Genomic DNA, 12,562 nt, shown 5'->3' on the forward strand with positions numbered 1-12,562 from the left:
GTTCAGTGCCCCCGTGCTCGATCGGTCACGGTGCCGCCGCGCGCGGCGTCGAGGTATTGCTCGAGTTCGTCGGCCGCACGCTGGGCGCCACCGGCCTGCTGCTGTGCGGCACGCTGTGCAGCTGCCGCCTCACGGAAGCGCGGCTCGTCCAGTCTCCGGGCGAGCGCGAGCACCGTCTCCGCAGTGGCATCCTCCGTGCGGAGCGCGAGGCCAGCGCCGAGTTCGACGACCCGCCGGGCCACCAGCGGCTGGTCCGCGCCCTGCGGCACGACGAGCGTTGGCACCCCGGCCCGCATGGCCTCATTGACACTGTTCATGCCGCCGTGCGTTACGAAGAGCGCCGCCCGGTCCAGCACTTGGAGCTGCGGCACGGATCGGCGGGCCAGCACGTTGGCCGGCAGCGGACCCAGGTCTGCCGGTTCCGTGTGCCCAGTCGAGACGACAACGGTGCCACCTAGCGGCGCCAGCGCGGTCGCGAAGGTCCGCAGCAGGGCGGGCCCCCCATCGAACACCGTGCCCAGCGACGCGTACAGCACAGGATCCTCAAGCCGGACGGCGTCGAACTCCGGATCGGTCAGGCGGGAACCGACACTCGCCCCGACGAACCGGTACGAGGCGTCGAATGCGTCGGCTCCGGGCTGGAACGCGCTAGAGGTAAAGACCAGGTTCAGCGGCTCGCGCGCGTTCATCAGGTCGATCAGTGGCAGTCCGCCGGTGTCGTAGCCGCGGTGCAGGGCCCAGCGCGCGCGGACGTAGCCCCAGCCGATGCGAGGACGAGCCGCCGCGGCAGCCACCAACTCGTGGGAGATGCCGGTGGGGCTGGGAACCTGCCTGTTGAACGCGAACGTGGTGAACGTGGCCGCCGCCGGCACACCGAGCTCACGCGCGGCTACCGCGCCCCATGGACAGGCTGCCCCGTGCACGATCAGGTCGGGCCGGGTGCCACTGAGGTCCGAGAGCACGCCGGGCAGCAGGCCGAGGGCGCTCCGTGCGAGCTGTTCCAGCATCGCGAGGGGGATCGGCGGATCCGGCAGGGGCAGGTCGCCCCCAGAATAGAGCTGGACCTTCGCACCAGCGGCCTCAATTTGGGCCGCGAACGCGGGGGAGGTGTGGTAGGTCACCGTGTGACCACGCCGAGCGAGTTCTGCCACGACCGGAAGCGTCGGGTTGATGTACCCGTGCATGCCGATGTTGAGGAACGAGACGGTGCTCATCGACGGCCTCCGGGTGCCGCCGCCACCGATCGGAACTCGGCCTCCGAGAGACGCTCGGCTTCGGGCGTGCCAAAATCAGTGGCGGGATCAGGCGGGTCACCTGGCCACTCGATCTCATCGGTTCGGTGTGTTGGTGGGATCGAGATCACGTACCGAGCGAAGCGAAGTATCTCGTATGGGACGCTATTGAATGCAGCTCCCAATCCAGGCTCTGGCGTTCGCAGTGTCGCAAGAAAGATGGTGACGCTGCTGTCACTACGCTTTGCTCCTTCCGGCTCCAGGATCGTGGATCCAGGCCGGGCAACGCAGGCGCCAAGCGCAACGACGAGCCTGGCGAGCAAGAGCCAGCGAGCCAAAGAGGCTGGCCAGACTTCGACGAGATTGTTCGTCCGTGCTCCGAAGAGAACCACCTACCATCCCTCCCGTTGGCATTCTGGATGGCGCACCTCAAGCCAATCCCCTACTCATCGACCGGTCACCCAGGAACAGGCGCTTTCCGCATCCGAAGCCAAGTGGGGTGGATGTGTCGCCATATCAGGGAGATAAACGGCCGCGTCAGACTCCTTTTCTCCTTGCACCAGGTCCTCGTCCGACTGCGGCGGACGCCCCCGGCACTTTGCTGACCGGCCTACCGCCCGCTCAGTGACGTTGGAGCGAGCGACCGCACGGGTGGAGCAGACAGCCTTTCGCGAACCGGCGCGGGCGCGAGATGGCCGACCCGCTCGCGGTGGAGGAGCCGAAGCCGGCGAACTCGTACGACACCGCAATACGGGCGTTGTCGTACGAGGCAGCGATCGACCGGTTGTTCAAACGCATTGTTGTCTAGCTCGGCCCTAGCTCAACAAGCGGTCAATACTCCCCGAAGGCCGGTCGGCGGCGGCCGAGTCACGACTGCGAGGACCGAGCGCCGTGTCCATGAGGCGGCGGATGGTGCGCGCACAGCGACCGCACTGGGCGCGGCAGCCGAGACAGCCATAGACCTGGCTGGTCGAGCGCGGCGCCTCCGCCGCGACGGCGGAGCGCACATCCTGATCGCTCAACATATTGCACGAACAGACGATCATGGCGCGATGGTTCTCCGCGGCGCCCTCATCTAGGCTGGTTCGGCCCTAACCCAACAAGCGTTTAGTACTCCCAGGGGCCCGGTACCCAACGAAAGACGTCGCCATCAACCGCCACATGGCAAACGGACGGGAACGACAGGTGAGTGGCCAACAGCGACTCACGGTTCGCCGCCAGCTCCCGCAGCAGACGGACCCGGACGCGGGCCGCCTCCTCGGGGTCATGTTCGAAGCCGTTGTACCAGTCGGGGTGCTCGAACCCGACCGCGAACACGGCGTCGCCGGCGAACGTCAGCCGGTCGCCGCCGGACGCCAGCCGGACCACGCTGTGCCCGGGGGTATGGCCGCCGGTGCGTTGGACGCGCACCCCCGGCGCCACCTCGTGCTCGTCCTCGAACGGCCGCAGCTGGTTGCGGTACTCCTTCAAGAACCGCTTGGCCGACTCTCGAAGCGCGTCCGGGAACCCCGGCGGCATGGAGACGTGGGAGAAGTCGGGCGCCTCCCAGAACTCGACCTCGGCGGCCGCCACATGGATCCGCAGATCCGGACGCAGCACTTCCTTCACCCCGTCGACGAGCAGCCCGCCAATGTGGTCCATGTGCAGGTGGGTCAGCACCACGTCAGTCACGGATGCGAGATCGATGCCAGCGTCGTCCAGTCGCTGGACCAACCGCCCGGCCCGCTTCAAGTCCGGGAACTCCGCCCCGATCCCAGCGTCGATGAGGATGGTCCTGTCGCCGCTCCGCACCACGACGACGTTCAGCGCCCACTCGAGCACATCCGGCGGCAGGAACTTGTCCTCCAGCCAGGCCTCCCGGACGGCCGGGTCGGCATTGTGGCCCAACATCGCGCCTGGCAGCGATAGCACCCCATCGCTGACCACCGTCACGTCAATCGTGCCGACCTTCAGCACGTAGCGTGACGGAACCGACTCGTGCTCCGGTCTACCGTGGATGTACCTCGCGTTTACCTTGTCGGCGCAGTGCTTGACTGAGGGGTGTGGGGTGTTGTGCAGGTTCATGGTTGTCTCCTGTTGCTCCTCTGGTGGCGAGACCATGATCGCGCACGTCCTGGGCCCCCGATACCGTGCAGCCTGCTAGGGTCCGTTATCGAAAGAAGCAGATAGACCTGCACGTTGGGATAGGGTTGCCTGCACTTTGAGATAGGTTTGCCTACTCGCTGCCGCAGGCGAGCGCCGCATCCTATTCAGACAAGCTGCTTCCTTTTCATGAGTTTCATTGAGATCCGGCGGCGGCAATGTATTGGAAAGCAGCCGCTCCTGATATTCGTTTTGCTAGTAGGGGTCAGATCCAGCAAGGCATCCCAGGCGATGGCGGCCGCGACGACTGCTGGCCAATGGGGGAGCATTAGGATCTAAGGGGCAGTTGGGAAGACGACTGCACTGCAATATGGCGATCCAGCCATTTGAAGAAGTGCAACGAGAGCTAAGGCCCAGGGGGACATTGTTGCCTCACAGATCTTCATTCTCCCCCTCGCCGACCGTATAGCAGGATCGCCGAGTAGGAGAAGTCACGCGGCGAGAGTAGATCCTGCAGATAAGCCCGGGCATAGCGGCGCGACTCGATGTGACCAAAGCGGGGAGCAATTCGGGCGACGAGATTATCCAGTTGATCGGCCCAGCGGTGAGCCTCGCCGGCGTGCGTCATGGCGCGACACCTCTGTGTCTAAGACATCGCACAAGGCCCGGGTGAAGTATTAGAACCCGCTGCGCTTGGTCTGCTGTACGCGTTGTCGATTGAGACGGCGAGCGGCCTCATTGATCACTGTGGGCCAATAGCATTCTACGTCATGGGCAATGCGCTCGGAGCGATCTTCTTCTGACAGATTAGGATACCAGGGTGAGCGCTCAATTCGGTCTCGCAGGATAGTCCGCGCCGTCACCTCGATCTCACTCACGCCGATAGTGGCCGCGTCCTCCCCGTTGCGTTGCTCGGTGCTGCTATCAGGCTGAAAACTTTTCCGCATGTGGGGTCCTCCTCTCCATGAGCCCCCTAAATCAGTCTGCGAACATTACTTTTGAGTGCTTTTGAGAAAAGTCTCAATTCTGGATCACAGTTTGATGACGTGAGACAAATTTCTGGCATTCGCTAGCAGCCGCCCCCAGACTTAAACCAGTCCTTTAGCTAGCGTCCGGCTCCATTAATGGAGCTATACCGTGGGTATCGAAGAGGAAGTTTTCTGGGCCAGTGGGAGTCGGACACCTTGAAAGGCTTCTTCACAGCGGTTCGGAGCCCCCTGGGTCACGGTCCAGAGTCTGCAGAAATGCCGGATCTCACGGCGGAGCAGACGGATTGGGCAATCGAGACTTGCATGTCGTGATCAGGAGCTTGGTCGGACGCATGTAACCGTGCCTTCCTGAACTGCCAGTGTGCAACTTCCTTCAGCAAGCGATAGCGTACCAGTCAGTTGCCACAATGCTGCATGGTTGTATGGCTGATCGCAATGTCTTAGGCAGTGACCATCTCCTCAACCATATAAAGCCTGAGCGGGAACCGGAAGCACAACCACACGGCATGGCTGATTACATCAGCCGGGAAACGGTGGCGGGCCTAGCGAGAAAGGTGGGTCTTATTTGTCCCTCACCTATGAACCGCCGCGATCAGCTCGCACTCATCCTGATGATGCCGTTTCGGCTGTCTACCCGAGCCGAAGCCTCAGACCTTGATACCAGCGCGAGCCATGCTCGCGAGCTTCTGTGACGAGAAGCCTTTTCGCCATTCATCCTCGGCGCCCGGTTGCGGTAGGAATCGCCCGAACTCAACCATCTGCGTCGCGGCAATGTCTTGGAGGTAAACCCAGACATCTTCGGTACTGAGGCCGGCGACGGCGCTGACCTGTTCCACGATCTGCTGGATAAGGCCCGCTTTGACCTCGACGGCCCGGCCCGACCGGATCAGGCCCTGCACGAACACATGCGGGGTCGGGTTCGGCTTGCCCCCCAGGAAGTGACTGCCAGCGTCGAGAGGGTCGAATATAACTTGGGCAAAATAGGCGGGTGCGCCGGTGTGAGCGTTGTGAGCAGCGGTAATCGCCGCCGCGATCCGCTCCTTTTGATCCTCGGTAAGGGCCAGATTGGCAGTTCTGACAGTGTAAGTCGGCATGGCCAATTCCTCATTTGGAAGTATGTCCAGACTTCTAGGGAGAATGCCCGACGCAATGGGCTACGGGCTCAGTCCTCCTAGGATTTCCCGATCGTCCGGCCCGACTGAAGAATGCCGACGCCGACGAGGATCGTAGCCATCGCAAGTACGTCAACCGCCTGCACCGGCTCTCCCGCGAGGACCGCTCCGATGACCAGCGCGACCACCGGCGGGATATAAGTGACGCTTGAGGCGGCCACGGCGCCGAGCCGATCGACGATCAAATAGTAGAGGATGTAAGCGACGCTGGTACCGAGGAAACCCAGTCCAACGATGAGGCCGAGCGAGGCGCGGATGTCGCCGAAGATCTGCATAATACCGCCGGGATCGGTGGTGGCCAACAGGATTACGAGGGCGAGCCCGATCTGGTAGGTGGTCAGCGCCAGCGGCGGCAGCCGGAGCGGGCTGATGAACTTCCGGGCGTACACAAAGGAGCAGCCGACGCTGAACGAGCCCGCAACCATCCAGAGGACGCCTGCGACGTTCACCGCGCCGATATCGTGACTCCACGGCCGTGCGATCAGGAGGACGCCGAGGAAGCCAAGCAGCGTTCCGCTAACCGAGCGGACATTCAGCGGCTCCTCGCGCAGGAACACGGCAGCGGTGACGAAGGTGAAGAGTGGTATGGCGCCGCTCAGCATTCCGGCCACGCTCGACAGAAGCAGGGCCGTGCCCTTGGCGAAGGCGATGTAGTAGAAGGCCGTCGCCAGCATCGCCATCACGAGAAAGTGGTGGGCGTGGCGCCAGTCACGCCAGTGCAGCGTCCCCGTCGCGACCGCGAATACCAAGAGCGGCAGGAACCCGAACAGGACCCGCAGCAGGACGATTTGCGTCGGGCTGATCGAGGCAGACGCCCACTTCATAAAGATGAAATTCGTACCCCAGATCAGGCCGAGCAGGAGGAAAGCCCCGTAGGCCCCGAGAGGGGGCTTCGTCGTTGTGCCCGCAGGGCGCCCATGAACGCGCCGTCGACGCGCATGGCCGGCCTGTTCACTGCCTGGCCGGTTCGATCCCGTGTGCCCATTGGTGAGTGGAGGCTTGTTCATGCAGCGAGGTTCTCCGGATCCGCCTCCGCGGCAGCTGCGGACAGGGCTGGCTTCTCCATCGTGGCGACGGCGTGGATAGCGTCCAGTGCCGCAGCCAGGGATGGTTTCCTCAGGACGACATGGCCCTGGCCGGAGAGACGCTCGGCAGAAACGGCGATCACCGCAGCCCGACCGGGATGGTGGTCGTGGTACTCATCCGCCAGGATCCATCCATCAATCAGGCCGGGAAGATCCGCCCTGGCATACAGCCAGTCGATCGGACGCATCCAATCCCTCAGGAGGGAAAAGGCGCCTTCGCCGGTTAGGCATATCACCACCTCAAAGCCGCTCGACCGCAGGCGCTCGGCAAGGCTCTCGCGGAAAACCTTGTTGGACTCGGCAATCAGGACGCGCTCGGGCTTTTCTGCGTTTGACGGTGACATGTGGTCCTCCGTAACCGGTGAAGCTCCTGTCCCGGCAGTCGAATGGGTGAGCCGCGACGGAGCTCGTCCTAAGGCTCACGTGCAGACCATAGGCGGTTCCGGTTTGGGGGTTCAGACGGTAAACTCGGGAGGCATCCTTCCACCGGGTGAAAGGCTATGGACCGCCTCGAAGCCATGACCGTTCTGCTGGCCGCCGTCGACGCGGGGAGCCTCTCCGCTGCTGGCCGTCAGCTCGGCCTTCCTTTGGCGACGGTCAGCCGAAAGGTCTCAGAACTGGAGGAGCACCTGAACATCAGGCTGCTGCTGCGCGGCAGCCGCAAACTGACACTGACCGACTCTGGGCGCAGCTACGTCGCCTCATGCCGACGGATTATGGAAGACATTGCGGAGGCCGAACGCAGTGCCGCCGGCGAGTACCTGACGCCACGGGGAGAACTGACCCTCAGCGTGTCGCAAATCATGGGGCGCGTCCATGTCATGCCCGTCGTTGAGGAATTTCTGCGCACCTTTCCGGATATTCGCATGCGCGTGTTTCTGAATGATCGGAGGGTGGATCTGATCGAGGAGAATGTCGATCTTGCGCTCCGCGTCTACGAACTAGACGACAGCAGCATGATTGCTTTGCGTGTGGGATATTTCCGCCGGATGCTCTGTGCCAGCCCTGCTTACCTGAAAACCCATGGTGTGCCGAAGAAACCCTCCGACCTGGGCTCGCATGACTGCGTGGCCTACGACCGTGCGATTATACCCGGGACAGGCGGGTCAAATTGGGAATTCGGTTCGAAAGAGACGCTCGAGATTGTCCCGATCCCCTACCGGCTCCTCGTGAATTCGGTCGAGGCCGCCGCTAGCGCCGCAGTCGCCGGGGCTGGAGTTGCCCGGATCCCGTCATACCTGGCCAGTCATTTTCTAAAGTCGGGCTTGCTGGTGACATTGCTGGAAGAATATGAACCTCCTCTCCTTCCAGCTCATCTGATCTACCCAAACCAACGCAAGGTGCCACTTAAGCTACGTACCTTCCTGGATTTTTCACTCCCGCGTCTGAGGGAGCGGATTAGCGTGTAGCCAGCACTGATAGTTGATGCCCAGATGGGTTTCGTAGCCCGTGATTAAACCAGCCCTACACCCAGGACCTCCCTGCTCTGCGGGTCCTCGGAGATTCATACCAGCAATCTTGAGCGTGCTACCAGGAAGCGAAGTTAACATACCGCCTCGGAAATTCTCGCGAGAGCATGGATCGAGTTGTAAGCGTCAAGGAATTCCCTTCGACAAGATCTGAACCACCGCTCTGTCGGTGCTGGCCTTCGCACCTTGTCCGCGCGAAGGCCGATGGCGTTACGCCTTCCTACAGTTCAGCGAGGCCACCATCCACGACCAGTTCCGAGCCCAGCATGTAGCCTGACGCGTCGCTGGCCAGGAACAGGACGACGGCCGCCACTTCCTCGGGACGTCCTAGCCGGCCGTACGGGATCTGTCTCGCGGCCGCGGCAAGGTACTCCTTGAATTCGGTCTCCGTCTGACCGGGGAACTCCGACTGTCCGACATCCCTGAGAATGGGGGTATCGATGAGACCGGGGCTCACCGCGTTGACGCGGATGCGCCGCGATCTCAGCTCTGCCGAGAATGTCCGGGCGAAGGAACGGACCGCCGCCTTGGACGCCGAAAGCGCAGCGCGGCCAGGGGCGCCCACCTGGTTGAGCCATGCGGTATTGAGAATGACCGATCCGCCCTCACGCATGATCGGCTCCACCGCCTGGAGCGAAAAGAACACGGACTTCACGTTGGTATCCATGAGGGTGTCGTACGCACTTTCGGTCGTCGTCGACAACGGTGTCGTGTACGCCACGCCGGCATTGGCGAAGAACACATCCAGGCCTCCGAACGCTTCTTTGATCGTTGCCGCCATGTTGCGCAGGCTTTCCGTCGAGAGGGCATCGACCTGGAGCGTGAGCACGTCATCCCCGATGGCCGCACGTGCCCTGTCCAGCTTGAGTTGGTCGCGACCGGTGATCGCCACACGGGCCCCCGCCTCGTACATCAGTTTCGCCGAGGCCAATCCGATTCCCGAAGCGCCACCGGTGATCAGCGCCGTCTTATTCTTGAGCATGAGCCTTTCTCCTTCCTCGTCGTTGGGCATGACATGGTTTCCTTCTGCGTTCCGCCTCCGTGCGCAGCGCCTGCTGGCGCTGCGCACGGAGGCTAATCGTCGTGATGCTCGTGAGCGGGTTTCGCCGAGGCGGGCACGGTGAACGGCACCGTCACCACTTGGCCGGGGATGACGTGGTGGTTGGCGTCGACCAGCGCGATCTTCACCTTGTGCTTGCCGGGCGGCAGCCCGGCGATGTCGATCGTGTTGTTGTCACTCGCATCGGCCCACCACCAGGGCAGGTCGTCGACGATGACGTGCAGGTGGCCAATCCGTGGAGATGCCTGGAGGGCGCCTGCCCCAAACACGGGCACGATGCGCAAGTTCTCCACCCGGTACTGGGCCCAGAAAACGCCTTGGGCCAATCCTTCGGCGAGAGGCGGATCCACGATCAGTCTGGGTGCGGGTTCGTTCTCGACGGACAAGTAAGGCGTAGCGCCGCGGACGTCCCTCGCGCTCTGGGCGAAGGCGGTCGTGGCGAGTAGCGTTCCAGCCGCGATAGCGGCAAGGGTGTTCGTGGGCATGGTCATTTGCAATCTCCTCCGGTTTCGATGTTCGGGCCTGCCTGTCGGGAAAGAGCGGAGCGGCAACTGCTTACCGCACGCTCGTCTCAGTTCGGTTCGCGCAACGGCTTGAACGCCGCCCTGAGCTCGCGGGTGAAGATCACCGGCTCCTCCCAGGCGGGGAAGTGCCCGCCCCTTTCGGCGTCGTGGAAGTAGATCAGGCTGGGGAAGGCGCGGCGCGCCCACGTTTCAGGCGCCCGAAAGAGATCGTCGTCCGGGAATGTCGTGATCGCCACCGGGACCGTGATCTCATCGGTCTTCTGCGCAGCCGCGCTGATGAGGTTCTGATCGCGATTCTCCCAGTAGAGCCTTGCTCCAGAGGATACGGTGTTGGTCAGCCAATGCAGTGAGAAGTTGTCCAGCACCTCGTCCGGAGTCGGCCGCTGTTCGGGATCCTTGCCGTAGGTCCACTTGCCGAACCCGCCGTGGACGAGCATCCATCCCGCCAGACCGGCGGGCGAGTCCGTCAGGCCGTAACCGACGGCCTGCGGTCGCGCACTCATCATCGTCAGGTAGCCCCAGCCCCCGGTCTTGATGAATGTCTGCATGGCATCGAATTCCGCGCGCTCCTTCGCGGAGAGTCCCGCCGGTGCGGGCCCGCCGCTGGCGATCACCTCGGCAGCGTCGGGCGGGAACACCGCCGGCAGGTTCGTGTGGACGGCGAGCAGTCCCGTTGGCGCCTGCCGCGCCATCGCCTCGACGACGCCGGCTCCCCAATCGCCGCCCTGGGCAACGTAGCGCGTGTACCCCAACCGCTTCATCAGCACGTCCCAGGCACGGCCGATGCGCTCCACGCCCCATCCGGTCTCGGTGGGGCGCGACGAGAAGCCGTAGCCCGGCAGGGACGGGATCACCACGTCGAAGGCATCCTCGGCCCGCCCGCCGAACGCGGTTGGGTCGGTGAGCGGAGCGATGATCTTGATCTGCTCGAAGACCGAGCCGGGCCAACCGTGGGTGACGATCAGCGGCATCGCGTTCGGGTGGCGCGAGCGGACGTGGATGAAATGGATGTCCACACCATCAAGGTTCGTCATGAACTGCGGGTACGCATTGAGCTTAGACTCGCCCTTCCGCCAATCGTAATCCGTGGCCCAATGGCGCACGAGCTCTTGGAGGTTCGCGAGCTGCGCGCCCTGCGAACGATCCGAGACGGTCTCCTTGTCGGGCCAGCGGGTCGCCGCGAGGCGCCGCTTCAGGTCGGCAAGGTCCGCATCCGGCACGTGGACGCGGAAGGGGAGGATTGCGTCGGCTTTGCTGGTCGGCGCGATGGTGACGGCCCCGCTGACGGATGATCCGGCAGACACGGGTTCGGCATGGGCAAAGACGACACTGGATGACAGAGCGGCAAACGCGGTAGCAAAGATTTCCTTGCGCATCGATTTCGTTCCTTTGTTCCAAGCGAGTCTCGTCCCAGGCTTCGATCCACGAAGACCGGGGACTGCATTGTCTCCTTCACGCGGCGCTGGGATTTGCCGGCTTTCAGAGCCGACGCGCAGACGATAGGCCGTTCCCGTTTGGGAGATCAGACGGTAAACTTGGGAGGCATCCTTTCACTGGGTGAAAGGCTATGGACCGCCTTGACGCCATGACCGTCCTGCTTGCCGCAGTCGACACGGGGAGCCTATCCGCCGCCAGCCGCCAGCTCCGCCTTCCCCTGGCGACGGTCAGCAGACGGGTCTCGGAGCTGGAGGAGCACCTGAACATCCGCTTGCTGCTGCGTGGCCACCGCAAACTGACACTGACCGACGCTGGGCGCAGCTACGTCGCCTCATGCCGGCGGATCATGGAAGACATTGCGGAGGCCGAACGCACGGCTGCCGGAGAGTACCTGACCCCCCGGGGAGAACTGACCATCAGCGTGTCGCAAGTCATGGGACGCGTCCACGTCGTGCCCGTCGTCGCGGAATTCCTGCGTACCTATCCGGACATTCACATGCGCGTGCTCTTGAACGATCGGAATGTCAATCTGCTCGAGGAGAATGTCGATCTCGCGCTGCGCGTCGGCGAACTGCCCGACAGCAGCATGATTGCTGTGCGTGTTGCGTCGATACGCCAAGTGCTGTGCGCCAGCCCAGGCTATTTGAAAATACGAGGTGTGCCAAAGACACCATCCGATCTGGCCGCGCACGACTGTGTGGCATACGAAGACTTGGTGCTTGGGAGCAATTGGGATTTCCATTCGGTGGGAGTCCCGCAGATTGTTCCGATCCTATCCCGGCTCGTCGTGAACTCGGTCGAGGCGGCGGTGAGCGCCGCAACCGCCGGGGTCGGCATTGCCCGGGTGTTGTCCTATCAGATCGACGAGTTGGTCAACTTAGGTGCGCTCGTGACACTGCTTGAGACGTATGAGCCCTCTCCCATCCCGGTCAGCTTCATCTATCCGAGCCAACGGCAGGTGCCACTGAAACTGCGCGCCTTCCTGGACTTTTCGGTCCCACGTCTGAGGAAACGGCTTGGCGCATAGCCAGTACTGATGGTTGATGCGAAGACGTGCTTCGTAGGTCGAGATCAAATCAGTCCAACATCGGGATCTCACGGCTCTGCGGGTACTGTCAGATTGGCCAGAGTTCGGGTCTGTGGCAGGTCCTGGGCATGAGCACGACATGAAACCCTTACCGCAGCTTCCGCTGCCCGGCCGAGATCATCAATCAGGCGGTCTGGTTGTATACTGGTTCAACCACAGCCCTTCCGACGCGCCCCCGGCTGCGGGATGATGCGCATCGAGCGGCTGAGCGGAAATGGCTGAATGTCAGCAGCAGGTCAAACCGAGCCTTTATGCGAGCCCATGCGAAGGTCCGCTTCACTCTGCTCTTGCAAAAGTTCGGCCCAGGTCAGCCCCGTGCCAGAAACAGCCATTCGTAGATCCTGACTTCACAGCCCATCCCTCATATTATTCTGCCAGGTGAAGTAGGGCCGATAGTCTGCCAATGGTGAGCAACAACTCTGCGG

The 12,562-nt window shown here is 62.9% G+C and carries 13 protein-coding genes and 1 pseudogene; 2 read left to right on the top strand and 12 right to left on the bottom strand.

Translation table 11 applies throughout. The features are described 5' to 3' along the window. Nucleotides 1–2 precede the first annotated feature (2 nt). The 9 genes and pseudogenes from JO965_RS38510 to JO965_RS38550 form a co-directional block, all read right to left on the bottom strand. Nucleotides 3–1,214 carry a macrolide family glycosyltransferase gene (locus JO965_RS38510; RefSeq protein ID WP_203446033.1) on the bottom strand — a complete coding sequence of 404 codons (1,212 nt, stop codon included), beginning with the start codon at nt 1,212–1,214 and terminating at the stop codon, nt 3–5. A gap of 833 nt (nt 1,215–2,047) precedes the next feature. Further along, on the bottom strand, nt 2,048–2,278 hold the full coding sequence (locus JO965_RS38515; protein ID WP_203446034.1) for a bacterioferritin-associated ferredoxin: 231 nt from the start codon (nt 2,276–2,278) through the stop codon (nt 2,048–2,050). Between the two features lie 61 nt (nt 2,279–2,339). Beyond that, entirely contained in the window at nt 2,340–3,332 is a 993-nt protein-coding gene (locus JO965_RS38520; RefSeq protein WP_203446035.1) for an MBL fold metallo-hydrolase, read from the bottom strand. Nucleotides 3,333–3,756: 424 nt separating this feature from the next. Continuing rightward, on the bottom strand, nt 3,757–3,942 hold the full coding sequence (locus JO965_RS38525) for a hypothetical protein (protein ID WP_203446036.1): 186 nt from the start codon (nt 3,940–3,942) through the stop codon (nt 3,757–3,759). A 49-nt stretch (nt 3,943–3,991) separates the two neighbouring features. After that, nucleotides 3,992–4,261, bottom strand: a complete 270-nt coding sequence (locus JO965_RS38530) for a hypothetical protein (protein WP_203446037.1) — start codon at nt 4,259–4,261, stop codon at nt 3,992–3,994. A gap of 485 nt (nt 4,262–4,746) precedes the next feature. Beyond that, nucleotides 4,747–4,818, bottom strand: a pseudogene (locus tag JO965_RS38535) (IS6 family transposase); the annotation flags it as partial. 132 nt (nt 4,819–4,950) lie between these two features. Then, entirely contained in the window at nt 4,951–5,397 is a 447-nt protein-coding gene (locus JO965_RS38540) for a tautomerase family protein (protein ID WP_203446038.1), read from the bottom strand. Nucleotides 5,398–5,474: 77 nt separating this feature from the next. Further along, a complete protein-coding gene (locus JO965_RS38545) occupies nt 5,475–6,482 on the bottom strand; it encodes a DMT family transporter (protein WP_203446039.1) in 1,008 nt (335 codons plus the stop codon). Further along, entirely contained in the window at nt 6,479–6,904 is a 426-nt protein-coding gene (locus tag JO965_RS38550; protein ID WP_203446040.1) for a hypothetical protein, read from the bottom strand. Before JO965_RS38550 ends, JO965_RS38545 begins: the two co-directional genes overlap by 4 nt. 156 nt (nt 6,905–7,060) lie before the next feature. Here JO965_RS38550 and JO965_RS38555 point away from each other — a divergent pair, with 156 nt between their 5' ends. After that, nucleotides 7,061–7,969 carry a LysR family transcriptional regulator gene (locus JO965_RS38555; RefSeq protein WP_203446041.1) on the top strand — a complete coding sequence of 303 codons (909 nt, stop codon included), beginning with the start codon at nt 7,061–7,063 and terminating at the stop codon, nt 7,967–7,969. Nucleotides 7,970–8,249: 280 nt separating this feature from the next. On the opposite strand, the gene JO965_RS38560 is transcribed toward JO965_RS38555, so the two are convergent. The 3 genes from JO965_RS38560 to JO965_RS38570 form a co-directional block, all read right to left on the bottom strand. Continuing rightward, nucleotides 8,250–9,011: an SDR family oxidoreductase gene (locus JO965_RS38560; RefSeq protein WP_203446042.1), complete on the bottom strand. Its 762-nt coding sequence runs from the start codon at nt 9,009–9,011 to the stop codon at nt 8,250–8,252. Nucleotides 9,012–9,103: 92 nt separating this feature from the next. Further along, on the bottom strand, nt 9,104–9,580 hold the full coding sequence (locus JO965_RS38565) for a DUF6130 family protein (protein WP_203446043.1): 477 nt from the start codon (nt 9,578–9,580) through the stop codon (nt 9,104–9,106). Nucleotides 9,581–9,660: 80 nt separating this feature from the next. Continuing rightward, nucleotides 9,661–10,989 (bottom strand): epoxide hydrolase family protein, encoded by a 1,329-nt coding sequence (locus JO965_RS38570; protein ID WP_203446044.1) that lies wholly within the window; start codon nt 10,987–10,989, stop codon nt 9,661–9,663. A gap of 191 nt (nt 10,990–11,180) precedes the next feature. Between JO965_RS38570 and JO965_RS38575 the strand changes: the two genes are divergently transcribed. Then, nucleotides 11,181–12,077 (top strand): LysR family transcriptional regulator, encoded by an 897-nt coding sequence (locus JO965_RS38575; protein ID WP_203446045.1) that lies wholly within the window; start codon nt 11,181–11,183, stop codon nt 12,075–12,077. Nucleotides 12,078–12,562: the final 485 nt, after the last annotated feature.

The organism is Microvirga sp. VF16, assembly GCF_016864375.1.
Taxonomy (GTDB): domain Bacteria; phylum Pseudomonadota; class Alphaproteobacteria; order Rhizobiales; family Beijerinckiaceae; genus Microvirga.